Origin of the sequence: Streptomyces kurssanovii (assembly GCF_040677245.1) — a bacterium.
Classification (GTDB): domain Bacteria; phylum Actinomycetota; class Actinomycetes; order Streptomycetales; family Streptomycetaceae; genus Streptomyces; species Streptomyces kurssanovii.
On sequence record NZ_JBFAQK010000065.1, the window covers coordinates 1 to 25,468 of the forward strand.

16 protein-coding genes are annotated in these 25,468 nt (G+C 72.0%); 6 read left to right on the plus strand and 10 right to left on the minus strand.

The features are described 5' to 3' along the window. Positions 1-109: 109 nt before the first annotated feature. Genes AB0K36_RS29855 through AB0K36_RS29890 form a run of 8 tightly spaced genes read right to left on the minus strand, consistent with a single transcriptional unit; the run spans position 110 to position 10,332 of the window. Positions 110-703, minus strand: coding sequence for a TetR/AcrR family transcriptional regulator (locus tag AB0K36_RS29855; RefSeq protein WP_364600245.1), 594 nt, complete (start codon positions 701-703; stop codon positions 110-112). After that, positions 691-1,422 (minus strand): enoyl-CoA hydratase family protein, encoded by a 732-nt coding sequence (locus AB0K36_RS29860; protein ID WP_364600247.1) that lies wholly within the window; start codon positions 1,420-1,422, stop codon positions 691-693. The genes AB0K36_RS29855 and AB0K36_RS29860 overlap by 13 nt, the downstream gene beginning before the upstream one ends. 3 nt (positions 1,423-1,425) lie before the next feature. After that, positions 1,426-3,012 carry a 4-coumarate--CoA ligase family protein gene (locus AB0K36_RS29865; RefSeq protein WP_364600248.1) on the minus strand — a complete coding sequence of 529 codons (1,587 nt, stop codon included), beginning with the start codon at positions 3,010-3,012 and terminating at the stop codon, positions 1,426-1,428. A gap of 44 nt (positions 3,013-3,056) precedes the next feature. Next, complete coding sequence (locus AB0K36_RS29870) at positions 3,057-4,187, minus strand: acyl-CoA dehydrogenase family protein (protein WP_364600250.1); 1,131 nt, start codon at positions 4,185-4,187, stop codon at positions 3,057-3,059. Further along, complete coding sequence (locus tag AB0K36_RS29875) at positions 4,184-6,184, minus strand: ATP-binding protein (RefSeq protein WP_364600252.1); 2,001 nt, start codon at positions 6,182-6,184, stop codon at positions 4,184-4,186. The genes AB0K36_RS29870 and AB0K36_RS29875 overlap by 4 nt, the downstream gene beginning before the upstream one ends. A gap of 10 nt (positions 6,185-6,194) precedes the next feature. Then, the gene (locus tag AB0K36_RS29880; RefSeq protein ID WP_364600254.1) at positions 6,195-7,793 is read right to left on the minus strand and encodes an acyl-CoA carboxylase subunit beta; all 1,599 of its coding nucleotides are present in this window, start codon (positions 7,791-7,793) and stop codon (positions 6,195-6,197) included. Continuing rightward, positions 7,790-9,511 (minus strand): acyclic terpene utilization AtuA family protein, encoded by a 1,722-nt coding sequence (locus tag AB0K36_RS29885; RefSeq protein WP_364600256.1) that lies wholly within the window; start codon positions 9,509-9,511, stop codon positions 7,790-7,792. Before AB0K36_RS29885 ends, AB0K36_RS29880 begins: the two co-directional genes overlap by 4 nt. Further along, positions 9,508-10,332 carry a TIGR03084 family metal-binding protein gene (locus AB0K36_RS29890; RefSeq protein ID WP_364600258.1) on the minus strand — a complete coding sequence of 275 codons (825 nt, stop codon included), beginning with the start codon at positions 10,330-10,332 and terminating at the stop codon, positions 9,508-9,510. Before AB0K36_RS29890 ends, AB0K36_RS29885 begins: the two co-directional genes overlap by 4 nt. A 423-nt stretch (positions 10,333-10,755) precedes the next feature. Here AB0K36_RS29890 and AB0K36_RS29895 point away from each other — a divergent pair, with 423 nt between their 5' ends. Beyond that, positions 10,756-12,633, plus strand: coding sequence for a galactose oxidase early set domain-containing protein (locus AB0K36_RS29895; protein ID WP_364600259.1), 1,878 nt, complete (start codon positions 10,756-10,758; stop codon positions 12,631-12,633). A 45-nt stretch (positions 12,634-12,678) separates the two neighbouring features. Next, the gene (locus AB0K36_RS29900) at positions 12,679-14,511 is read left to right on the plus strand and encodes a Dyp-type peroxidase (RefSeq protein WP_364600261.1); all 1,833 of its coding nucleotides are present in this window, start codon (positions 12,679-12,681) and stop codon (positions 14,509-14,511) included. A gap of 57 nt (positions 14,512-14,568) precedes the next feature. Here AB0K36_RS29900 and AB0K36_RS29905 read toward each other — a convergent pair whose 3' ends face one another. Continuing rightward, complete coding sequence (locus AB0K36_RS29905) at positions 14,569-15,546, minus strand: EamA family transporter (RefSeq protein WP_364600263.1); 978 nt, start codon at positions 15,544-15,546, stop codon at positions 14,569-14,571. A gap of 99 nt (positions 15,547-15,645) precedes the next feature. Between AB0K36_RS29905 and AB0K36_RS29910 the strand changes: the two genes are divergently transcribed. The 4 genes from AB0K36_RS29910 (at position 15,646) to AB0K36_RS29925 (ending at position 22,450) form a co-directional block, all read left to right on the plus strand. Beyond that, positions 15,646-16,503 (plus strand): LysR family transcriptional regulator, encoded by an 858-nt coding sequence (locus tag AB0K36_RS29910; protein ID WP_364600265.1) that lies wholly within the window; start codon positions 15,646-15,648, stop codon positions 16,501-16,503. A gap of 91 nt (positions 16,504-16,594) precedes the next feature. Continuing rightward, positions 16,595-17,023: a pyridoxamine 5'-phosphate oxidase family protein gene (locus AB0K36_RS29915; RefSeq protein ID WP_364600267.1), complete on the plus strand. Its 429-nt coding sequence runs from the start codon at positions 16,595-16,597 to the stop codon at positions 17,021-17,023. A gap of 480 nt (positions 17,024-17,503) precedes the next feature. After that, complete coding sequence (locus AB0K36_RS29920) at positions 17,504-17,887, plus strand: Pepco domain-containing protein (protein ID WP_364600269.1); 384 nt, start codon at positions 17,504-17,506, stop codon at positions 17,885-17,887. Between the two features lie 15 nt (positions 17,888-17,902). After that, the gene (locus tag AB0K36_RS29925) at positions 17,903-22,450 is read left to right on the plus strand and encodes a wHTH domain-containing protein (RefSeq protein ID WP_364600271.1); all 4,548 of its coding nucleotides are present in this window, start codon (positions 17,903-17,905) and stop codon (positions 22,448-22,450) included. 78 nt (positions 22,451-22,528) lie between these two features. Here the strand turns inward: AB0K36_RS29925 and AB0K36_RS29930 are convergent, their stop codons facing one another. Next, positions 22,529-25,333, minus strand: a complete 2,805-nt coding sequence (locus AB0K36_RS29930; RefSeq protein WP_364600273.1) for an FAD-binding and (Fe-S)-binding domain-containing protein — start codon at positions 25,331-25,333, stop codon at positions 22,529-22,531. Positions 25,334-25,468 lie beyond the last annotated feature (135 nt).

Here is a 25,468-nt window from a genome sequence, read left to right on the forward strand (position 1 = left end):
GGTCACCGCGCCCGCGCCGGGCGCGGGCGACCCGGACGCGCCCCGGCAGCCGGGCCGGTCACCGCCCGCCGGGCGGGTGCGCGCTCGTGGGTGCGCGCCGCGCCGGGGCTCAGCCGAGGGCCTTCTCCACCAGCGCCGCCCACTGCGCCACCACCCGCCGCCGGCGGGCCGCGTCGTCGGTGAGGAGGTTGGCCAGGCCCAGGCCGCGGGCCATGTCCAGCAGGCCCTGGACGGTTTCGCGGACGCCCGGGCGGGACTCGTCCGCGCCCAGCAGGCGGACCGCGATGCGGTGGGTCTCGCGGCCGACCTTCGCCTCGAGTTCGGTGACCCGCGGGCGCAGTTGTTCCTCGTTGGACGCGGCCACCCACAGGTGGAGCGCGGCCCGGAACAGCGGCCCGGTGTAGAGGTCGACGAGGGCCGCGACGACGGCGGCGCGGTTCTGTGACGGGAGTTCCCGCAGCGCCTGCGAGCGCTCTTCGGCCACATATTCGACGGCGGCCGTGAACAGGTCCTCGCGGGTCGGGAAGTGGTGCTGTGCCGCCCCCCGTGAGACGCCGGCCCGTTCGGCCACCACGGTGACCGTGGAGCCTGCCCAGCCGACCTCGGCCAGGCAGGCCACCGCGGCCTCCAGCAGCCGCTGCCGGGTGGCCCGGCTGCGGTCCTGCTTGGGGGCCTTGGCGGTCGGTGGCGTCACAACACCCATGCGGGGTCCCGTCGTTCGAGGAAGGCCGTCATCCCTTCGCGCGCCTCGGACGATGCGAACAGCGACGCCGAGCGCTGGACCAGGTCCTCCGCGTCCCGGTCGAAGGTTTCCAGCACCCTAGCCGTGACCAGTTCCTTCGATGCCGCCAGCCCCTGGGGGGAGGCCCTGCGCAGCCCGTCGAGGAGCGGCGCGAGGGCCGTGTCGACGTCGTCCGCGGTGAGGGTGAGCAGCCCGGTGCGGGCGGCCTCCGCCGCGTCGAAGCGTTCCCCGGTGAGGTAGTAGCGTCCGGCGGCCCGGGGATCCATGCGGGGCAGCAGCGGCAGGGAGATGACGGCGGGCGCGACGCCGATGCGTACTTCGGTGAACGCGAAGTCGGAGTCCGAGCTCGCGGCGGCGATGTCGCACGCGCCGACGAGCCCGAGGCCGCCGGCCCGCACATGGCCGGCGACCCTCGCCACGACCGGCTTGGGCAGTGTCACGATCTGCCGGAGCATTCCGACGAACGTGTACGGGTTGGGGGGTGACTTGAGGTCGGCGCCCGCGCTGAACGTGGAGCCGGTGTGTGTGAGCACGACGGCGCGTACGTCCCCGTCGTGGGCGCACTTCCCGAGCGCTTCCGTGAGTTCGCCGACGAGCCTCGCCGTCAGGGCGTTGCGGTTGGCCGGCGAGTCCAGGGTCAGGGTGGTGATGCCGCGCTCGTGCGTGGTGGCGATGGTCACGTGCTACTGCTCCTTCGTACCGTTCTCGCGGACCCGCAGTTCCCGTCGGAGGATCTTCCCGGACGCGGCGCGGGGGACGGCGCCGATGAACTCGACGCGGCGGATCTTCTTGTACGGGGACACCCGGCCGGCGACGAAGTCGATGATGTCCTCCTCCTTCAGGTGTTCGGCGCCCGGCTGCCGTACGACGTACGCCTTCGGGATCTCGTTGCCGTCGTCGTCGACGACGCCGATGACCGCCGCGTCCGCGATCGCCTCGTGGGTGAGCAGCAGCGCCTCCAGTTCTGCCGGGGCGACCTGGTAACCCTTGTACTTGATGAGTTCCTTGACCCGGTCGACGACGAACAGCCAGCCGTCGTCGTCGACGCGCCCGACGTCGCCGGTGTGGACCCAGCCGTCCGCGTCGATCATCGCGGCGGTGGCGTCGGGCCGGCCCAGGTAGCCCTTCATGACCTGCGGGCCGCGGATGGCGATCTCACCTTCTTCGCCGGTGCCGAGTTCCCTGCCGGAGCCGTCGAGGTCGAGGATGCGCATCTCGGTGCCGGGCAGCAGGAGGCCCACGGTGCCGGGCGGAGGGTCGTCCGCGGTGAGCGGTACGACGTGGGTGCCCGGTGAGAGCTCCGTCATGCCGTACGCCTGCCGGACCGGCGGCAGCCCGAGCCGTTTCGAGCACGCCTCCGCGAGGCTCGCGTCGAGCGGGGCGGCGGCGCTGAGGATGTATTCCAGCGACGAGAGGTCGTAGGTGGCGACGGCCGGGTGTTTGGCGAGGGCGAGGACGACGGGCGGGGCGACGTACAGCCCGTTGATGCGGTGTTCCTGGATCGCGCCGAGGAAGGTGTCGAGCTCGAAGCGGGGCAGGACGACGACGGTCGCGCCCTGCTTGAGCGGGGCGTTCATCAGGGCGGTGAGGCCGTAGATGTGGAAGAAGGGCAGAACGGCCAGGATGCGGTGCCCGGGTCCCGCGGGGGCGACGGGTTCGAGCTGCGCCAGGTTGGTGGCGATGGACCGGTGCGTGAGCATCACACCTTTGGGGGTGCCGGTCGTGCCGGACGAGTACGGCAGGGCGGCGACGTCGTTCGACGGGTCGATGGTGACGTCGGGCTCCGGCGCGGTGGAGCCGAACATGTCGAGGACGCTGACGTGCCCGTCGGCGCGGTCGCAGACGAAGATCTCCTCGATCCCCGCGGCGAGTTCGGCGGCTCTGCGGGCCACCTCGAGCAGTGGTGAGACGGTGACGATCCAGCGGGCGGAGGAGTCGCGCAGCTGCTTGGCGAACTCCTCCGCCGTGACCAGCGGATGGACGGTGGTGACGGCGGCGCCGGCGCGGGTGGCCCCGTAGAACACGGCCGGGTAGGCGACCGTGTTGGGGCTGTGCAGCGCCAGGACGTCGCCCTTGCGCAGGCCGGCGTCGGCGAGCGCGGCGGCGATGCGCCGGTGGAACAGGTCGAGTTGCCGGTAGGTGACGGTGGTGCCGTTCACTCCGTCGACGAGGGCGACGGTGTCCCCGTACTCGGCGGCTTTTCCGAGCACGCTCTCGTGGATGGGCTCGACGACTGCGGGGACGTCTGCGTAGCTGCTGCGGAACACCATGTGTGCGCTCCCTCGGCGTGTGTGGACGGCCAGAATGTCGTCTCTCAGTACGACTTGGGGAGACCCAGGGACTGGTGGGACACGTAGTTCAGGATCATTTCGCGGCTGACCGGGGCGATCCGGGCGACGCGGGCGGCGGCGATGAGCTTCGCAAGGCCGTACTCGCGTGTGAGTCCGTTGCCGCCGAGGGTGTGGACCGCCTGGTCGACCGCCTTCACGCATGCCTCACCGGCGGCGTACTTGGCCATGTTCGCGGCCTCGCCGGCGCCGATGTCGTCGCCGGCGTCGTACAGGGCGGCGGCCTTCTGCATCATCAGCTTCGCGAGCTCGAGTTCGATGTGTGCCTGCGCGAGGGGGTGGGCGACGGCTTGGTGGGCGCCGATGGGTGCCTTCCAGACCTGGCGGGTCTTCGCGTATTCGACGGCCTGCGCGAGCGCGTAGCGGCCCATGCCGATGGCGAAGGCGGCGGTCATGATGCGTTCGGGGTTGAGCCCGGCGAAGAGCTGGAGCAGGCCGGCGTCCTCTTCGCCGACGAGCGCGTCGGCGGGCAGCCGTACGTCGTCGAGCACCAGCTCGAACTGCTTCTCCTGCGCCTGGAGTTCCATGTCGATCACCGACCTGCCGAAGCCCTCGGCGTCGCGGGGGACGATGAACAGGCACGGCTTGAGGCTGCCCGTCCTCGCGTCCTCCGTGCGGCCGACGATCAGGGTCGCGTCGGCGATGTCGACGCCGGAGACGAAGACCTTGCGGCCGGTCAGTATCCATCCGTCGCCGTCCCGGCGGGCGGTGGTGGTGATCCGGTGGGAGTTCGATCCGGCGTCGGGTTCGGTGATGCCGAAGGCCATGGTGAGGCTGCCGTCGGCGAGGCCGGGCAGCCACTGCCGCTTCTGCTCGTCGGTGCCGAAGCGGGCGATGACGGTGGCGCAGATCGCGGGCGAGACGATCATCATGAGGAGGGGGCAGCCGGCCGCGCCGGACTCCTCGAGGACGATGGACAACTCACTGATGCCGCCGCCCCCGCCGCCGTACTCCTCGGGGAGGTTCACGCCGAGGTAGCCGAGCTTGCCGGCCTCGGCCCACAGGGTGGCACGGTCGAAGCCGGGGCCGTGCCTGCGTCCGAGCGCGGCGACGGCGTCCCGCAGGTCCTTGTGCTCCTGGGTCTCGATGGCGTTCATGGCGCGGTGTCCTCCTGTGCGTTGGCGGCTTCGCGGACGGTTTCCGTGGCGGCTTCCGCGACCGGTCGGGCGTCGGCTTCCGTGGCGGTCTCCGTGACGACGGCGAGCAGGGTGCCGACCTCGACCTGGCGGCCGGGTACGGCGTGGAGTGCGGTGAGTGTGCCGGAGGCGGGCGAGACGATCCTGTGCTCCATCTTCATGGCCTCCAGCCAGACCAGCGGCTGGCCCTGGGTGACCTCGGCGCCTTCGACCACGCCGTCCCCGACCCGGACGACGGTCCCGGGCATGGGCGCGAGCAGTGACCCGGGTTCTGCCCGGTCCTGTGGGTCGGTGAAGCGGGGCCGGGGGGTGAGGGTGTACGCCCCGGCCGGCGAGTCGACGTGGACGGTGTCGCCGCGGTCGGTGACGTCGTAGGTCCGTACGACCCCGTCGATCTCGAGGGTGACGCGGTGCGGCTCTGCCCGCACGACCCGGGTGCCGGGGCGGTCCACGAGCTCGAAGCCGCCGTCCCTGGTGGGCCGGTAGCGGACCTCGTGGTCGCCGTAGCCCTTGACCTGGTCGGTGGAGGGGAGGTTGCGCCAGGCGCCGCCGAACCGGCCCGCGCGTCCGGTCGCGTGGGCGAGTGCCGCGGCGACGGCGGCGTGCTCCTCACCGGGGACCGGCCGGGTGAGTTCGGGCAGGTTCCGCTCGTAGAAGCCGGTGTCGAGCAGCCCGCCGGTGAAGTCGGGGTGCTCCAGTGACGCGACGAGCAGCTCCCGGTTGGTGACGGGGCCGTGCACCCGTGCCCGGCGGAGGCTGTGCGCGAGCCTGCGCACCGCTTCGGCGCGGGTGGGCGCCCAGGCGATGACCTTGGCGATCATCGGGTCGTAGTGGACCCCGATGACGTCTCCGTCCGCGTATCCGGCGTCGATCCGCACCCAGGGCGTGCCGCCGGCGGGGTCCGGGCCGCCCGCGGCCGTGTCCGTGGGAAAGCTGAGCTCGTGCAGCCGTCCCGCCTGCGGGGTCCAGCCGGAGGACGGGTCCTCCGCGTAGAGGCGTGCCTCCACGGCGTGTCCGTCGGCGGTGGGCGGGTGCGGCGGCAGGGCCGCGCCCTCCGCGACCGCGATCTGCAGGGCCACCAGGTCCACGCCGAAGACCGCTTCGGTCACCGGGTGTTCCACCTGGAGGCGGGTGTTCATCTCCAGGAAGTGCGCGCGGCCGTCCTCGGCGAGGAGGAACTCGACCGTGCCGGCGCCCCGGTAGTCCACGGCGCGTGCGGCGTCCACTGCCTGTGCGTGCAGTGCCTCGACCTGTCCGGGGCCGAGGCCCGTCGCCGGGGATTCCTCGATGACCTTCTGGTGGCGGCGCTGGAGCGAGCAGTCGCGGGTGCCGAGCGCCCACACCGTGCCGTGGGCGTCCGCGAGGATCTGGACCTCGACGTGGCGGCCGGCCTCGATGTAGGGCTCGACGAAGACCTCGCCGTCGCCGAAGGCCGACGCGGCCTCCGAGCGGGCCGCCGCCAGCTCCGCCGGGAGCGAGGCGAGGGAGCGGACCACGCGCATCCCCCGGCCGCCGCCGCCCGCCGCCGCCTTCACCAGGACGGGAAGGTCGCTCTCGGCGACCGAGGCGGGGTCCAGGGAGGTGAGGCCCATGAGCTGCTTGGCTCGGGTCTTCGACGCCATCGCCTCGATGGCGTCGGCCGGGGGGCCGATCCAGATCAGACCGGCGTCCGCCACGGCCCGCGCGAAGTCCGCGTTCTCCGAGAGGAAGCCGTATCCGGGGTGGACGGCGTCGGCGCCCGCCGCCTGCGCCGCTTTGACGATCGCCTCGCCCCGCAGATACGTCTGTGCGGGTGTGTCGCCGGGCAGCCGCACCGCCGCGTCCGCCTCCCGCACGTGGAGGGCGGTGGCGTCGGCGTCGGAGTGGACGGCGACCGTGGTGATGCCCAGCCGGCGGCAGGTGCGGAAGACACGGCACGCGATCTCGCCGCGGTTGGCGACAAGGACAGTGGAAATCACAGGAGGGTCCTCACATCCGGAAGACGCCGAAGCCGCCGCGCGCGCCTTCGACCGGTGCCGTGTGGATGGCGGACAGGCACAGACCGAGCACCGTCCGGGTGTCGCGCGGGTCGATGACGCCGTCGTCGTAGAGCCGCCCGGACAGGAACATCGGCAGCGACTCCGCCTCGATCTGCTGCTCGACCATGGCGCGCAGGCCCGCGTCGGCCTCGTCGTCGTAGGGCTGTCCCTTCGCCGCGGCAGACGCCCGGGCGACGATGGACAGCACGCCGGCGAGCTGCTGGGGGCCCATGACCGCGGACTTGGCGCTGGGCCAGGCGAACAGGAACCTCGGGTCGTAGGCCCGGCCGCACATGCCGTAGTGCCCGGCGCCGTAGGACGCGCCGATGAGCACCGACAGGTGCGGGACCCGGCTGTTGGACACGGCGTTGATCATCATGGCGCCGTGCTTGATGATGCCGCCCTGCTCGTACTCCTTGCCGACCATGTAGCCGGTGGTGTTGTGCAGGAACACGAGCGGTGTGTCGCGCTGGTTGGCGAGCTGGATGAACTGCGCGGCCTTCTGCGACTCGGCGGAGAACAGCACGCCCTGAGCGTTGGCCAGCACGCCCACCGGGTAGCCGTGCAGCCGGGCCCAACCGGTGACCAGGCTCGGCCCGTACAGCGGCTTGAACTCGTCGAAGTCGGAGCCGTCGACGATCCGGGCGACGACCTCGCGCGGGTCGAACGGGGTCTTCAGGTCCTCCGGCACGATCCCGAGCAGTTCCTCTGCCGCGTACTTCGGCGGCTCCGCCGGGCCGGGGTCGGGGTGGGCCTTGCGGTGGTTGAGGCGGGCGACGATCCGCCGGGCCTGGCGCAGCGCGTCGGGCTCGTCGAGGGCGAAGTGGTCGGCGAGTCCGGAGGTGCGGGCGTGCATCTCGGCGCCGCCGAGCGACTCGTCGTCGCTCTCCTCGCCCGTCGCCATCTTCACCAGCGGCGGACCGCCCAGGAAGACCTTCGACCGGTCCTTGATCATGATGGTGTGGTCGGACATGCCGGGCACGTAGGCGCCGCCGGCGGTCGAGTTGCCGAAGACGACGGCGATCGTGGGGATGCCGGCGGCCGACAGGCGTGTCAGGTCGCGGAACAGGGCCCCGCCGGGGATGAAGATCTCCTTCTGGGAGGGCAGGTCCGCGCCGCCGGACTCGACGAGCGAGATCACCGGCAGCCGGTTGGCGTAGGCGATCTCGTTGGCGCGCAGGGCCTTCTTGAGCGTCCAGGGGTTGGAGGCGCCGCCGCGTACGGTCGGGTCGTTTGCGGTGATCAGGCACTCGACGCCCTCCACCGTCCCGATGCCGGTCACGATCGAGGCGCCCACCGGGTAGTCGCTGCCCCACGCGGCGAGCGGGGACAGTTCGAGGAACGGGGTGTCCGGGTCCAGCAGCAGTTCGATGCGTTCGCGGGCTAGCAGTTTGCCGCGGCCGCGGTGCCGGGCCACGTATTTCTCGCCGCCGCCGGCGAGTGCCTTCGCGTGTTCGGCGTCCAGTTCGGCGAGCCGGCCGAGCATCACGGCGCGGTGGGTGGTGTGTTCGGGGCCGGTCACATCGACGGCCGAGGCGAGAACGGTCACAGCAGAGCCTCCGGGATGTCGACGTGCCGGGCGCGCAGCCACTCGCCCAGCGCCTTGCCCTGTGGGTCGAAGCGGGCCTGCGCGGCGACTCCTTCACCGAGGATCCCGGCGACGGTGAAGTTGAGGGCGCGCAGGTCGGGCAGTACGTGCCGTACGACGGGCAGTTCGGCGGTCTCGGGGAGCAGCGCGCGCAGCCGGTCGACGGTGAGTTCGTGGGCGAGCCAGCGCCAGGCGTCGTCGGTGCGGGCCCATACGCCGATGTTGGCGTCGCCGCCCTTGTCGCCGCTGCGGGCGCCGGCCACGCGTCCGAGCGGGGCGCGGCGGGTCGGACCGGGTGGCGGCGGCTCGGGCAGCGCGCCGGGCGCGGCGTCGGTGAGCTCGCGGGTGACCTGCGGGTGGGGGACGGCGAGGCGCTCGCCGTCGTGCAGGACGGCGGTGTGCGGGACGCCGGCCGCCTCGGTGTACGCGGCCTCGAACACGCCGTACGGGGCGCCCTTGCCGGGCGGCGCGGTCACATGGAAGCCGGGGTAGCTGCCGAGCGCGAGCTCGATCGCGGCGCTGCTCACGGCGCGGCCGACGCGTTCCGCGTCGGGGTCGCGGACGACGAGCCGCAGGTACGCGGCGGCGCGCTCCTCGGTGTCGGGGTCGGCGCTCTGGGTGCGGGCGAGTTCCCAGCGCACCTCGGCGGGCGGCTGCTTGCGGAGCGCGTCCTCCATCTGCTCCCGTACGAGCCGGGCCTTGGCGTCGATGTCGAGTCCGGTCAGCACGAACCCGACCTCGTTGCGCCAGCCGCCGATACGGTTCAGTCCGACCTTGAGCGTGGGCGGCGGTGCCTCGCCGCGCACCCCGGAGATCCGCACCCGGTCGGGGCCGTCCTGCTCGAGGCGGACGGTGTCGAGCCGGGCGGTCACGTCCGGGCCGGCGTACCGGGCGCCGCCGGTCTCGTACAGCAGTTGGGCGGTGACGGTGCCGATGTCCACGAGGCCGCCGGTGCCGTCGTGCTTGGTGATGACGGAGGTGCCGTCGGGGTGGATCTCGGCGACGGGGAAGCCGGGCCGGCGGACGTCGTGGCCGCCCTCGGCGAAGAACGCGTAGTTGCCGCCGGTGGCCTGGGTGCCGCATTCGAGGACGTGCCCGGCGACGACGGCGCCGGCGAGGGCGTCCAGGTCGTCGGGGCCCCACCCGAAGTGGGCGGCGGCGGGGCCGGTGACGAGGGCCGCGTCGGTGACGCGTCCGGTGACGACGATGTCGGCCCCCGCGCGCAGGCAGGCGGTGATCCCGCCCCCGCCGAGGTAGGCGTTGGCGGTGAGCGCGCCGGGGAAACGGGCGGTGAGGTCGTCGCCCTCGACGTGGGCGACGTTCACCGGGACACCGAGGCGGGCGGCCAGGGCGCGGACGGCGTCGGCGAGGCCGGCGGGGTTGAGTCCGCCGGCGTTGGCGACGATGCGGACGCCCTTGTCGTGGGCGAGGCCGAGGGTCTCCTCGAGTTGCCGCAGGAAGGTCCTGGCGTAGCCGAGTCCCGGGTCCTTGAGCCGGTCGCGGCCGAGGATGAGCATGGTGAGTTCGGCGAGGTAGTCCCCGGTGAGCACGTCCAGCGGCCCGCCGGTGAGCATCTCCCGCACGGCGTCGAAGCGGTCCCCGTAGAAGCCGGACGCGTTGCCGACGCGGAGCACCCGGGTGCTGTTCGCTGCCCCGGGGCCGGTCGCCGGGCCGGTCACGGCTTTCCGCCTTCGGCCGCGTCGCCGGCCGGCGTGCCCGCGCCGGGTGCCCGTCCGGCGCCGGGCGGGCCGGCGAAGGCCTGGGCGATGTCCAGCCACCGTCCGGCGTCGGCCCCTTCGGCCCGCAGGGCCAGGTCGTCGCGGTGTGCGCGCTGGGTCACCAGCAGGCAGAAGTCGATCGCCGGTCCGGTCACGCGCTGTGCCGCGTCCTCGGGTCCGTAGGTCCACAATTCTCCGCCGGGACCGGTCAGTTCGACGCGGAACGGCTCGGCGGGCGGGGTCAGCCCGTGCACGCCGAACGCGAAGTCCCGCGTGCGGACGCCCAGCCGGGCCACCTGCGCGAGACGCGCGGTCGGCCGCCGTACGACGCCGAGCGCGTCGGCGATGTCCTGGCCGTGCGCCCAGGTCTCCATGAGCCGAGCGGTCGCCATCGACGCGGCGCTCATCGGCGGCCCGTACCAGGGGAAGCGCGTGCCGGCGGGGGCCGAGCGGAGGGCCTCCAGGAGCGTTTCCCGGCCGGCCCGCCATCGGGAGAGCAGTTCGCCGGGCGGCAGGGCGGCGCCGGCCTGTGCGCCGTCGTCCACGAACGAGTGGGGCGCGGCAAGCGCCTTCTCCACTTCCGCGGCGAAGCCGCCGGGGTCCGTGACGGCCGTCAGCGCGGCCGCGTCGGTCCAGGCGAGGTGGGCGATCTGATGGGCGACGCTCCAGCCGGGGGCGGGTGTCGGGGCCGCCCACCGCCCGGGTTCCAGCTCGCTCACCAGCTGGTCGAGGTCTTCGCTTTCGCTGCGCAAGTCGTCGAGTACGACGGCCGGGTCGGACACGGAACGCTCCCCTGTGGGACGACGGTCTGTGCCCCGGAGCATGGCAGCGCCCATGGAAACAAGCAAGCATGCTTGCTTTGATTGATCAACGGCCGACGGCCCACGATGCGATGAAGTCGCAGGTCAAACCGCACGACTTCGCAGAATTGATTCTCTGTGAACCGCAAGGGTGGTTCGGCCGGTAGCCCATTGCGGGCGGCACCGGCGCCCCCTCACCGTGTGAACCGACCACTTCTCCCCTGCTCCGGCCGGCCGGTCGCGCCCGCCGGTCGACACGTTGATCCACTCCGTTGCAGTTCGTTCACTCTCTGTGTACATATGTCACAGTCAGTTATGTCCGGCCTATTCCGTCTGCATATGCCACCCCGGTGACCGCGGGGCCGTCACGCATGCGCGCAGGGCCGGCACGCCATGAGGAGTCCCATGTCACGACCACGACTGTCCAGGCTGCTCTCCGCCTGCGCCGTCATCTCCGCCCTGACCAGCGCCCCCCTCCTCTCCGCACTGCCGGCGGCAGCCCACGGCGGCGCTCCGGAACCACGCTCCATGACCCGCGACGCCGCGCCCGACCGTGGCGAGAAGGTCACCGTGGACAAGCCGGAGGCCGCCGTGCTCGGCCAGGAGCACGCGGAACGGCACGCGCAGGCGAGGCTGCGCGCGGAGGACGCGGGCGACTACCCGCAGCCGACGCGCACGGGCCGCCTGGAGTCGCTCACCAAGTCCCAGGCCACGCAGAACGCCCAGTTCGCCGCGCGGGAGTACGGGGCCTTCAAGGAGTACTTCCCCTCCCCGGACTTCGGCGTGCATGTCGCACAACTGCCCACCGGCAAGGTGCTGTTGTTCTCCTTCGAGCGGATCGAGACCAATCCGACGAAGGAGACGGCGCCCACCCAGGTCATCGGCGAGGAGAACGCGGGCCGGGCGTATCTGTGGGACCCGCAGAAGGGCAGCGGCACGGAGGCGTTCAAGAAGGTCACGCCGCCCACCGTCATGATGCCGGACGGCAAGAACGAACCCCGTCCCGCGCCCTTCTTCTGCGCCGGCCACGCCTTCCTGCCCAACGGGATGCTCGGCGTCTTCGGCGGCAACCTGGGCGGCAACCACGGCTCGGGGGCGAAGCTCTCCCTCGTCTTCGACCCGTGGACCGAGCGGTGGTCGCTCAACCAGGAGATGTCCGTCGGGCGCTGGTACCCGAGCGCCGTCACCGGCGCCGACGGGCGGATCCTCATCATGTCCGGGCAGTCCGAACTGGGCTGGGCGACGCCCACCCCGATCGTGGAGCGCTTCCCCGCGCTGTCCCACGACGTCCCCACCAGCCGCTCGGACGTCCCCGAGAACGTGCCGGTGGACGTCTTCAAGGCGGAAGCCCCGTACCGGCACGACTATCCGCACCTGTTCTCCCTGCGCGACGGCAAGATCTACGGGCTCGGCCGGGACCACGACCAGCAGTGGCTCTTCGACCCGGCGACCGAGACCCGCACGAGCCTGGCCGACCGGCCCGACGGCTTCATGCGCAACTACGGCTCGGCCGTACCCCTGCCGGCCGGCTTCAGGGGCCCCGACTCCGTGCTCGTCCTCGGCGGCGACCGGGACAACCCGAACACGTACCAGCTCGTCGGCGGCCAGTGGAAGACCAAGGAGCCCCGGGCGTTCGGCCGCACCCAGGACGACACCCTGCTGCTGCCCGACGGCACGCTGTTCACCGTCAACGGCGCCTACGACATCCGGGACTACGGCAACGGTCTCTACAACCCCAACGCCGACCTGAAGTACCGGCAGACCGAGATGCGCGACACGGACGGCAACTGGAAGCTCGGGCCCGCCCAGCGGCTGCCGCGCGGCTACCACTCCAACGCCGTCGTGCTGCCCGACGGCCGGATCATGGTCACCGGCGACGAGGCGCAGCAGATCGCCAACGACCCCGACATCCAGGACGACATGGACGGCTCCATCGAGATCTACGAGCCGGCCTATCTGCACAACGGCGACCGCCCCGACCTGTCCGCCGTGCCCCGGCGCACGATCGGCTACGACGACCGGTTCCGGGTGCTCAGCTCGAACCCGGACGACGTCGAGCGGGCCGTGCTGCTGGCCCCCACCACGGCGACCCACTCGGTGAACTTCAGCCAGCGCCACCTCGACGTGCGGATCAAGAGCCGCAGCGACGGCGCTCTCGAACTCCAGGCGCCGCCCTCGGCTCAGGCCGCGCCTCCCGGCTACTACATGCTCTTCCTCCTCAACGAGGAGGGCGTGCCCAGCACGGCGAAGTTCGTCTCCTTCGGCCCGCCGGCCGGCAGCTGAGCCACTCGCACGACCAGACGCGACCACAGAGGAATGCGAGGCAGGATGACGGTTCCGGCACTGCGGGAGAGCACGGAGATCCAGGGCGATGTGCTCGCCGGCTTCAAGAAGGACCATGTACAGCTGCTGTTCCTGAAGTTCGACGACGCGACGCGGGCGCGCACCTGGCTGCGCCGGCTGAAACCGCGTATCGCCACGACCCGGCAGGTCGCCGCGTTCAACGCGGCGTTCAGTGCGGCCCGCCGCAACACCGGCGGCGACGACCCCAAGGCGCTCACCGCCGTATGGCGCAGCGTCAGCTTCACCCACGGCGGCATCCGCACGCTGACGGGCAAGGACCCGTTCCCCGAGACCACCGAGGGCACCACGGAGCACGCCTTCAAGCAGGGCTCCGCGATGCGGGCCGGGATGCTCGGGGACACGGGCGACAACTCGCCGGAGAACTGGCTCTTCGGCGACAGCAACGCCCAGCCCGTCCACGCGGTGCTCACCATCGCGGCCGACAAGGTGGAGGACCTGCGGGCGGCGATCGCGCAGGAGCGGCAGGAGGCCTCCGTCCACAAGGTGGTGATCATCTTCGAGCAGGACGGCGGGACCCTGACGGGCGACCGCAGGGGCAAGGAGCACTTCGGCTTCAAGGACGGCGTCAGCGAGCCGGCCGTCCAGGGCTTCGACGAGCCCGACCCCGAGAAGCCCGAGTGGAAGAAGGGCAGCCCCGGCACCCGGATCATCCCCGCCGGTGAGTTCGTCATCGGCGAGGAGACCGTCAGCGGCGAGCCGTCCGGCCTTCCGGAGTGGGCGAAGAACGGTTCGTTCCATGTGGTGCGCCGGCTCGGCCAGGACGTTCCGGGCTGGTGGGCGCAGATCGGCGCACGGCTGAAGGAGCTGAAGAACGCCAAGGCCGTGCCGCCGGAGGCCACCACGGAGTGGCTGGCGGCCCGGCTGGTCGGGCGCTGGCGCTCGGGCACGCCCGTGGCGAAGTGCCCGCACGCCGACGTCTCGTTCGACCCGGACTGCGGGAACGACAACGACATCAGCTTCGCGGACGACCTGGAGGGGGAGATCACCCCGCTCTTCTCCCACCTGCGCAAGACCAACCCCCGGGACGGCCTCGCGCTGAAGAAGGGCGACAAGCCCGTCCCGGAGAAGGGCGGGCTCGACGGCCGGCGCATCATGCGCCGCGGCATCCCCTTCGGCCTGCCCTTCGACCCCGCGGGTTCGTCCGGCCACGGCCCCGACGCGGCCCGCGGCCTGGTCTTCGTCAGCTACCAGGCCGATCTTGTGCGGCAGTTCGAGTTCATCCAGAAGGACTGGGTGATCGACACCAGGTTCCCGGACCGCGACCCGAGAGTCGGCGCCGATCCCATGATCGGTGTGACCACCGATGTCACCTTCAAGGGACAGCCGGTGCGCTTCGAGCAGTTCGTCCGGACCGAGGGCGCGGTGTACGCGTTCACGCCGTCCCTGTCCACGCTCGACCGTCTCGCGGACGGGAAACTCTCCGACGACGCCCCGAAGATCAAGGTCCGGGTCACCGAGGAGGGCAACCACGAGATCTCCGCCGTGTCCACCTTCGACGTCGGTGACGTCGTCGACGCGGGCAAGGCGAAGCTGATGCTCCAGGACGACGGAAAGCTGGTGGTCTTCGACGAGAACGACGACCCCCGCTGGGCCTCCAACAACCCGGCCACCCCGGGTGCCCGTGCCGTCTTCCAGGAGGACGGCAACTTCGTGATCTACACGCCGGACAACCAGCCGGTGTGGGCCTCCGCGACCGACGGCAACCCCGGGGCCTTCCTCGCGGTGCAGGCGGACGGCAATGTGGTGATCTACAACAGCGACGGCGGGCCCGTCTGGAACACCAGAACCCGGCACTGACGCCCCCACGGGCGAACGGAACAGCCCGCCGACAGTGTCGGCGGGCTGTTCGCCGCGTCATGCCCCCGGCGCCCGTTTCCCGGCCGCCTGCGTCCGTACCGCGCCCATGCTCGCCACGATGACCAGCACGATCGCCAGCCCCTCCGCCGGCGAGAGCGCCTGGCTCAGTACGAGGAACCCGGCCGCCGCGGCGATCGCCGGCTCCAGGCTCATCAGCACCGCGAACGTCGCCGCGGGCAGCCTGCGCAGCGCCAGCAGTTCCAGGGTGTACGGCAGGACCGACGACATCAGTGCCACGGCCAGTCCGAGCACCAGCGTCGAGGGCACGAACAGCCGCGACCCCGCCTCGACCAGACCGAACGGCAGGCTGAGCAGCGCGCCGAAGCCCATCGCCAGCGCCAGCCCGTCCGCCTGCGGGAAGCGCCGCCCCGTGCGGGCACTGAAGATGATGTACGCCGCCCACATACCGCCCGCCGCCAGGGCGAACGCCGCACCGACGGGGTCGAGCCGGTCGAAGCCCCCTCCGCCGAGCAGGACCACACCGGCGAGTGCCAGCGCCGCCCACAGGAGGTTCACCAGCCGCCGGGACGCGATCACGGAGAGGGCGAGCGGTCCCAGCACCTCGAGGGTGACCGCCGCACCGAGCGGGATCCGGTCCACGGCCTGGTAGAAGAGCATGTTCATCCCGCCCATGGCGGCACCGAAGGTGATCACGGTGGCCCAGTCGGCGCGGGAGTGTCCGCGCAGCCGTGGCCGGCAGACCACGAACAGCACCAGGGCCGCGAGCACCAGCCGCAGTGTGACCACGCCCAGCGCACCCGCCCGCGGCATCAGCATCACGGCGACGGCGGCCCCGAACTGCACGGAGAGTCCGCCCGCGACGACGAGCGCGACGGGCCCGAGGGAACGCCGGGCACCGGACGGCGGCGCCCCGCCGGGGCCCTGCGCCGCGACGCCCGCCGCCTCCGGCAGCACCACCGCCGCGGCACCGGCCTGCGCCCCTGTGCCCGTGCCCGCGGACTGCGCGTCCTTCACCCCGGCCTCCCTGTACCTTCTCCGCCTCGTCCTGCCCACGCTACGGATCCGTGCGTCGCGCGTGAAATGCGTTTCTCGCTGCGGTTATGCTCCCCGCGTATGAGCATCGAGCTGCGCCATCTCCGCTGCTTCCTGGCCGTCGCCGAAGAGTCGAGCGTGACCAGGGCCGCGGCCCGGCTCGGTCTCAGCCAGCCCAGCGTCTCCCGCGCCCTCGCCTCGCTCGAGCAGCATGTGGGCGTCCGGCTGGTCGACCGTTCCACCCACCACCTCGCCCTGACTGAGGCGGGCCGTGCCTTCCGCGACAAGGCGGCCGTGGCCGTCGCCGCCTTCGACGACGCGCTCGACACCGGGCGGCTCCCGCACCGGCCCCTGCGTCTGGGGCACGCCTGGTCGGCCCTCGGGCCGTACACGACCCCGCTGCTGCGACGGTGGCAGCGCGAGCACCCGGACATCCCCCTCGAACTGCTGCGGGTCGACGACCGCACTGCGGGGCTCGTACGCGGCGAGGTCGACGCCGCCGTACTGCGCGGTCCGGTGGACACCCCCGCTCTGGCCACCGAGCTGCTGTTCACGGAGTCCCGGGTGGCCGCCGTGCCGTCGGACGACCCCCGCGCGGCGCGGGCCTCGCTGACCCTGGCCGACCTGGCGGCCGGCCCGGTCGTGCTGAACACGGTGTCCGGCCTGACCACCCTGGACCTGTGGCCGCCGGAGATCCGGCCCACGGCGACGATCACGGTCGCCAACACGGACGACTGGCTCACCGCGATCGCCGCGGGCCGCGGCGTGGGCGCTTCGGCCGCGTCCACCGCCCAGATGCACGCGCACGGCGGTGTGACGTACCTGCCGTTGTCGGACGCCCCTCGGGTGCCCGTCCTCCTCGCCTGGCGCAGCGCCTCGCCCCACCCCGCCGTGCGTCAACTGGTCGCGCTGGCCAGAGCGGTGGCCCGGCGGCGCTGACGCGCACCGCCCGGCGCGGGACGGACCGGCGTGCCGGCCTTCCGGGAACGGAGCGCGAGCCGCCCGCGGCGGCCCGTGATAGGCAGGTCGTATGAAGCGCGACGAGCTGGTGTGGTTCCTCCGCAGGAACAGGCTCGCGGTCCAGGCCTCGGCCGCACCGGACGGATCACCTCAGGCGGCGGTCGTCGGATTCGCCGTCAGCGACGACCTCGAGATCGTGTTCGACACCGTCGAGACGACCCGGAAGAGCCTCAACCTGCGGGCCGACCCCCGTATCGCCCTGGTGATCGGCTGGGACGACGCGGTCACCGTGCAGATCGAAGGGCTCGCGGACTTCCCCGCCGGCGCCGAGCTGACCCGCCTCCAGGAGTGCTACTTCCGTGTGTACCCGGACGGCCGGGACCGGCTCTCCTGGCCGGGGATCACGCATGTCCGGGTCCGCCCGACGTGGGTGCGGTACAGCGACTTCACCCAGGAGCCGCCCCATGTCGTCGAGGTCTCCCCCGCGCAGCTCGACTGAGCCGCCCGGCCCGGCCGCGGGCCCCTGCCGCCGGCGGCCCGCCATGTGCCTCACGGCCGCCCTGGCCCCCCGTACGGCCATCACCAGCAGCAGGACGGCCGCGACGCACATCGCGGCGCCGAACGCCCCGGCCGTTCCGCCCCGCAGCACCGAGACGAGGAACGACCCGAGGCCCTTGTCCGCCGGGTCGACCGGGTCCACCGCGATCGCGGACACCAGCAACTGGCCCACCAGGGCGGCCAGGAGCAGGGCAGCACAGGACCGTGCCAGCAGACCCACGACGCCGGTCCGCCCGACGCTCTTCCGCATGGCATCCGCTCCTTCCTGGCCGGCCGCCCATCCTGCCGGATGTCTTTCCTCGCCCCACGCCCCGGCCCGCCGCTCCGGACGCGGTCGACCGCCGGGCCGCCCCAACTTGCCCACCGCACCGCCCATTTGCCTCTAGAGTGACCCTCACCAGCGACGATCCCGGGGGGCATCATGTTCGAGAACGGTCAGGCGAGCGCCGAAGCCACGGGGGGCTCGCTGGAGACGCTTCCGTTCATCGTGTCCATCGAGGACGTGGACACCGATCACGGAACGGGACCTACCGGCGACAAGGGCCTCTTCGGCCGCCGTGGCTCCGACGAGGACCGTGACCACTCGGTGCGGAACATCCCCGTATCGGTGCTCCGCGACAACCTCCAGCGGACCGTCGACGGACTCCAGCAGGTGCTGGGCTCGATCACCGTGCCCGACGGTGGCATGGCCCTGCGCCAGGCCCAGGTCTCCTTCGAGATCACCGCGAGCGGCGGAATCGCCCTGGTCGGCACCTCTGCCCAAATCGCGGCCAAGGGTGCCATCACTCTCACCTTCGGTGAGTGACGGACGGCCCGCCCCATGCCAGAGGCACTGTTCCGCGCTTTGCTGATCGGCGTTCCGTCCTACAAGGACGAACGGATCAAGGACCTGCCGTTCATCGAGGACGACCTGTCGGAACTGGCCGGCGCGCTGCGCGGCGTCGGTTACGAGGCCGAGGTCCACGACCTCACGCAGACGGGCCGGGACGAGATCGAGTCCGCCGTCGAGATCTTCTTCCAGGAGGCGAAGCCGGAGGAGACGCTGCTGCTGTTCGTCAGCGGCCACGGCATCCACCACCAGGACATGGACTATTTGGTGCCGCGCGGTGCGCTGACCCGTGTGCACGACTTCCCCGGCAAGTGCGTCCCCATCGACTTCGGCCAGTACGCCGAGCGCAGCCGGGCCGGCGATGTCGCCGTCTTCGTCGACGCCTGCCGCGAGGGCATCGATGTGCGGGAGAAGTCGGTCAGCAATGTGATGCGGTGGTCGGACGTCCGCGTCCGCCGCGTCGGCGACCGGCACTACTGCCATGTCTACGCCTGCTCCAAGGGCGAGTTCGCGCGCTACGCCACCGCCGGCCACAGCACCTTCAGTCTCTTCTCCCGGGCTCTGAGCACGCTGGTGGCGGACGAGTCAGGCCCGAGCACGCTGGGCGAGCTCCAGGAGCGCCTGCAGACGGTGCTCGATCAGCTGACCTCGGAGCACGAGTGTCAACGGCAGCAGGTCCGGGTGCGCAGCGAGTCGAACATCGACGACTTCGTCCTCTTCGCACGCCCCGATCGCGGCGTGCCGCTGGACCCGGGCGAGTCCCCCTGGACCGGGCTGGTCAAGGACCATCCGGCATGGACGCAGGTCGAGGACGGCCCGGGCGCCGATGTCCTCAAGGAAGCCACCATGAAGCTGGTGGACCGCCTCTACGCGCACGCCGCGGCAGACGCCAAGATCCTGGAGAACGACCCGTGGTCACCGCTCGGACTGGCAGAGCGCATGACCGAGCGGGTCCGCTGGCTGCTGTCGAAGGTTCTGAATCCGCAGAAGCTGGCGCTGTCACCGGCAGAGGCCTCGCTCTTGGTGACGACGCCCTTCCTGTACGCCGCCCGCCGTAGCCGGGCCGCGGTCCGGGCGTTCGAGGCCGATCCGGCGGACCTCGTACGCAAGGCCGAGCCGAGCCCGGCGCGCAAGAGCTACGAGCAGTTCTTCATGGGGCACGCCCGGATGGTGCGCAGAGCCGGACGAGCGGCCGCCTCGGGCGACGCGGAAGGGGCCGCCGGAATCGGGTGGTGGCTGTTCCACCACTGGCTGATGCGGCAGCCCTTGGAACCTCAGGACGATGGGCTGCGGGACCTGCTCGTGCCCGTCGCCGGACTTCTGGACAGCACGGGGACGGCAGAAGGCCGGCTGATCACCGAGGTGTTCGACCATGAGGGCCTGCGGACCCTGTTGAGAGCTCTGCAGTCCACCCCCGATCTCGCCGCGGACCGCCGGGTGCGCCAGGTCGCCGGTTCGTCCGACTTCGAGCAAACCGTTCGGGATCAGCTCGTTTTCGCCCTGCTGACCGTGGCACACAGGTCCGCGATCGACCCGCTCACGCTGGGGGACGTCGTCGTCGACCACGTCGGCATCAGCTATTCCGTGACGCTGCCGGATCTGCTCGTCACTCTGGAGAAGGCCCGCTGGGACCGGCACGGGCGCACTCGCGTGCTGCACGCGGTATGCGGTCACCCCGCTGTGGGGCTGGCTCTGCGGCAGCAGGCGGTCGTGCTGGACGGGGTGCTGGGCGCCATCGACGTTCTGGCGGAGACGGAGCCGCAGCTCGCGGCGCTCAAGGACCTGCCCGCCCACGCCACGGCCGACCAGGTGCAACCCGCCCTCACCCCGGAGGGCAAGCGGGTGTACGAGACGACCGATCTGCGTTTCCGGCTGGCGGACGACCGGATCCAGGAAATGCTCATGGGTGAGGAGCTGTACGGCGACCCCGCCCTGGCGGTACGGGAGTTGTACCAGAACGCCCTTGACGCCTGCCGGTACCGCGAGGCGCGTTGGAAGTACCTGCGTGCCAAGAACCCCGGCTTCGCGGCCGAGTGGGACGGCTCGATCGTCTTCACCCAGGGCGAGGCAGGCGGCCGGCCGTACATCGAATGCGAGGACAACGGCATCGGGATGGGCGAGCGGGAGCTGCGCGAGGTGTTCTCCCACGCCGGCATGCGCTTCGCCGATCTGCCGGAGTACCGCGACGAAGTGGCCCGATGGCGGACCGAGAACATCGAGCTGTATCCCAACAGCCGCTTCGGCATCGGCGTCCTGAGCTACTTCATGATCGCGGACGACATCCAGGTGACCACCTGCCGGCTCGACCACGAGGGGCACCCCGGGCAGCGCCTGCGGGTGGACATCGCCGGCCCGGGTGCGCTGTTCCGGATCCAGGACCTCGGCCGTGGCCACTCGGCGGGCACGACGGTCCGCCTCTACCTGCGTGACAGCGACACGGCCCCTGTCGCGAAGGATCTCCTGCGACGGCTGCTGTGGATCTCGGACTACCGCGTTGTCGCCCGAGACGTCTCGACGGGTCCGGACGAGAAGCCGCTCACCTGGTGCCCCGGTGTGCTCTCCGAGGTGGCTCCGCTCGGCGCGGAGGAGGTCTACTCGGCCGCGGCCGAGCGGAGCGCCACCGCCAAGGTCGTGGCGACCACCCGGAGGACGGTGTGGTGGTGCAGCACCGAGGGTGCCGTGCTGGCCGACGGCTTGTGGTCCGGCCGGTCGCTCTTCGGAGCCGTCGTCAACCTCACCGGGAAGAACGCCCCCCAGCTGACCGTGGACCGTAAGCGCTGCCTCAGCCTGGACAGGTCCCATGTGCAGGAGCTGCTGCGGGCCGAGATCCCCTCACTGCTCGACAGCGGCGACGCCGTGCTCACGCCGGAGTGGCTGACCCAGCTGGCACTGGACCACGACTACAAGCTCGCGGAAGTCGTGCTGGCCGAGGCCGGCGCGCGGGGTCACCGGCCCTGGGGCGTGCACAAGTACGAGGGCACGGTGGAGGCCGTCGGCTGCTTCGCCGCCGACACCACGATTTTTGACGCATACGCTTCCGCCGACTGGCCCGTGCCTGCGAACCCCGCGCCGGCGCGTCTCGTCGAATGGCGGGTCCTGTCCTGGGCGAAGGCCGGCGCATACCCGGGAGTCCACGTCACAGCACCGGAGACGGTGCCCGTGGCCCGCCCCCTCGACCTCGCCCTCGTGCAGCGCGGGACGCTCAGCCTCTCGCACGGTAGTGGTCTTGGCTACGTCAACAATGTGATCAACAACAACGACGCGTCGGTCCTCCGCAGTGTGGTGCGCGCGAAGCTGCGGTACGGGCTGCCCCCGGCGGAGGCGGTCCGGCGTCTCTCCGCGCTGGGCTACCCGCTGCCCGAAGGCATCGTCGTTCCGGAGACGGTGACGACGGATGATTTGCAACTGCTCTCGCAAGAGGGCTTGACGGACAGGTCGTTCAAGACATCCGGTCCCGTCCCTCCGACTCTGCTGCTGAGCGCGGCCAGGACGTCGGGGGACCGGCCGGCGGAAGTGGCCGCCCGCCTCGCGTCCTTCGGACTGAAGCTGCCCGACTGGTTCGTCGTTCCCGACCAGCTCCCCGGCGGCGACCTCGAGCACCATCTGGAGAACGTCGATCAGGTCGTGCCGATGGCCCAGTTGCTTCTCATCGCGCACACCCTCCGCCTCCCTCCGGAGGACCTGCTCAAGCCACTCGGTGAGCTGGGGTACCGGCTCCCGTCCACAGCTGTACCGGTCGAAGCCCCCGACCGCACTGATCTGCGGCTCGTGAGTACCGACCTCGACGGAATGCTGCCCTGGTTGGACGCTGACGTCCCCGTGCCGTTGGGGCATGTGATCACGGCCTGCGCCCAGCTCTCCATGCGCCCGCAGGAAGTGGTCGGACGCCTGAAGAGGCTCGGGTTCAGCACCTATGACGCTACGGAGATCCAGCAGCACATGCATTCGGCCGTCGACGACTTGGGGATCCTGAGCAAGCACGGTGACGAGGAACCGCCGTGGCTGAGCCCCGGGCAAGGGCTCGATGTCCGGGATGTCATCGTGGTGGCGGCCCGGACCCGAAGAGCACCGGAAGAGATCGTCGAACGGTGGGAGGCGTACGGCATCTGCGAGCCCGGAAGCATCGCCACACCGCTGAAGGTCGAACGGGACGACGTACTCCTGCTCAGTCGCGATCTCGATCGCGCTTCGCCCTGGCTGGCACCGGAGCATCCTGTTCAGCTGGGCCATATCCTCTGCGCCGCGGAGATCACCGGGCGGTCTGCCGACTACGTGGTCGCACGGTTGGCCGAGCTGGGATTCACGGTGCCCGACTCCACGCCTGTGCCGTCGGTCCCGGACCCGGACGACGTCACCATTCTGGAGGTGCCCTCCTCCGGAAAGGAATGGATCAAGGCTGACGAACCGGTCGGTCTGGCACACATCGTTCGAGTGGCTGCTGCGACAAGGAAACTACCGGCCGAAGTCGCAGCTCGGTTGACCGAGCTGGGGTATACGCTCCCGGCCGCCGTGGCCTTTTCCCGACCGCCTCAAGTCTGAGCCGGGGGCTCCCGGGACGACCCGGTGACGACAGGCGGATCAGCGGGCGGGGACACGGCTCCTGGGCGGGCGCTGTCGTCAGCTCGTTTCCAGACCCTCCGCCAGGACCTCCGCCAGGTGCCGGGCCCGGCGGCCCGCGAGCTGCTCGAGCTGGGTGCGGCAGGAGAAGCCGTCGGCCAGCAGTTCGGTGCCCGTCGCGGCCGAGCGCACGGCGGGCAGGAGCTGCTCCTCCGCACACGCCACCGACACGTCGTAATGCCCCTTCTCGAACCCGAAGTTGCCCGCGAGGCCGCAGCAGCCCCCGCTCAAGGCGCCCTGGAGGCCCGCCCGTTCCCGCAGGCGGCGCTCCGCCGCGTCGCCGAGCACCGCGTGCTGGTGGCAGTGGGTCTGGCCCGCCACCGGGCGGCCGATCCGCGGCGGTTCCCATCCGGGGGCGCACTCCTCCAGGGCCTGTGCGAAGGTCCGCACCGACGCCGCGAGCCCGGCCGACCTCGGGTCGTCGCCGAGCAGCTCGGGCAGGTCGGTCCGCAGCGCAGCGGCACAGCTCGGCTCGAGCACGACGACGGGCAGGCCGCGTACGAGCAGCGGCTCGACGACGTCGAGCGTGCGCCGCATGACCGTGCGTGCCAGGTCGAGCTGGCCGGTCGAGACATAGGTGAGTCCGCAGCAGACCCGGCCGGCCGGCAGCGTGATCCCGATGCCCGCCGCCTCCATGACCCGCCAGGCCGCCTCTCCGACATGCGGCGAGAGGTGGTCGGTGAAGGTGTCCGGCCACAGCACGGCCGTGGTCCGGCCGGTGGGCCGCCGCCCGCGCAGCCGGCGGCGCAGCGTCACGCGCGCCAGGCGCGGCAGGTCCCGTTCCGGCGCGATGCCGGCGAGCCGTTTGGCGAGCGCGGCCAGCGGCCGCACCCGGGCCGCGGCGTTGAGCATCGGCGCGAGCGGTGCGGCGGCCCGCAGCCACCGCGGGAGACGGCCCATGGCGTAGTGGGCGGCGGGGCGTCGGCGGCCCGCGTAGTGGTGGTGCAGGAACTCCGCCTTGTAGGTGGCCATGTCGACGCCGACCGGGCAGTCGCTCCGGCAGCCCTTGCAGGACAGGCACAGGTCGAGCGCGTCGCGTACCTCGGACGAGCGCCAGCCGTCGGTGACGATCTCCCCGGCGAGCATCTCGTGCAGCAGCCGCGCCCGGCCCCGGGTGGAGTGCCGCTCCTCACCGGTCGCCCGGTACGAGGGGCACATCAGGCCGCCGCCCGCAGCGGCGTCCTCGGTGCGGCACTTGGCGACGCCGACGCAGCGGCGCACCGCGCCCGCGAAGTCGCCGCCGTCGTTCGGGTAGCCGAAGGCGACGTCGACGGGCCGGGCGGGGAGCACGGCGAAACGCAGGTTCGCGTCCAGCGGCGCGGGACGTACGAGCATGCCCGGGTTCATGCCGCCGGCCGGGTCCCACAGGTCCTTGAACCGGCCGAAGAGGCCGACCAGTTCGTCCCCGTACATCTTGGGCAGCAGTTCGGCGCGTGCCTGGCCGTCGCCGTGTTCGCCCGACAGGGAGCCGCCGTGGGCGACGACGAGGGAGGCGACCTGTTCGGAGAACGCGCGGAAGCGGCGGACGCCCTCCTTGGTCAGCAGGTCGAAGTCGATGCGGACGTGGACGCAGCCGTCGCCGAAGTGCCCGTAGGGGGTGCCGCGCAGGCCGTGTTCGGCCAGCAGGGCGCGGAAGTCGCGCAGATAGGCGCCGAGGCGGGCGGGCGGCACGGCGCAGTCCTCCCAGCCGGGCCACGCCTCGCCGCCGTCGGCCCGCCGGGTCGCGGTGCCCGACGCGTCCTCCCGCAGCCGCCACAGGGCGCGGACGGCGGCCGGGTCGTCGACGACGGTGCCGTCGAGGGCGTCGGCGGCCCGCATGATCCGCACCGCCCGGTCCCGCGCCTGCGCGGCGCTGTCGCCGCCCGTCTCGACGAACAGCCATGCCCCGCCGCGCGGCAGGCCGTGGCCGGCGGGCACCAGGTCCTCCGCCATGCCTTCGACGGTCAGCGGGCCGTGGGGCAGGAGGCCGGCGGCGGCCTCCGCGGCCGCGCTCTCGTCCTGGTAGCCGAGGACGGCCAGCGCCCGGGCGGCGGGGGCGGCCACGAGCCGCACGGTCGCCTCCGTGAGGACGGCGAGGGTCCCTTCGCTGCCGCAGAACGCGCGGGCGAGGTCGGTGCCCTTCTCCGGCAGCAGGGCGTCGAGCGCGTAGCCGGAGATGCGCCGCGGCATACCGTCGGGGAAGCCGGTGCGCAGCAGGGCGAGGTTGCGGTCGACGAGGTCGGTCAGGCCGGGCGGGGCGTCGTCCGGCGGGCCGCCCCGGGCCAGCCGGTGGCGGTTGCCGGCGTAGGTGAGGACGGACAGCGCGTGGACGTTGTCGGCGGTGGTCCCCCAGGCGACGGAGTGCGATCCGCACGCGTTGTTGCCGATCATCCCGCCGAGCGTGCAGCGGCTGTGCGTCGACGGATCAGGGCCGAAGAGCAGGCCGTGCCCCCGTACGGCGTCCTGAAGCCGGGCCTGTACGACTCCGGGCTGCACCCGGGCGGTCCGCTCCTGCGGGTCGACGGCCAGGATCTTGTTCATGTGGCGGGTGAAGTCCAGGACGACACCGGTGCCGGTGGCCTGTCCGGCGATGGAGGTGCCGCCGCCGCGGGGCACGACGGGGACGCCGTGGTGCCGGCACACCTCGAGCACCGCGGCCACGTCGTCGGCGTCGCGGGGGGCGACGACGCCGACCGGGACGCGCCGGTAGTTCGAGGCGTCCATGGTCGTCAGGGCCCGGGCGGCGGCCGAGAAGTCCACGTCGCCGACGACGACGGCCTTGAGCGCGCGGGCCAGTTCGGCCGTATCCCTGGTGTGTTCAGCCATGCGCTCCAGGATGACCCCTCCGGCCGCCGACGCACCGGCAGGAAACGTGTCACTTGCACACGTTGTGCGCCCTCCGTGAAGTGGGAAGCGCCACGACCTTCCCCAACTGATCGTCAACCCTCCTATAGTGACGAC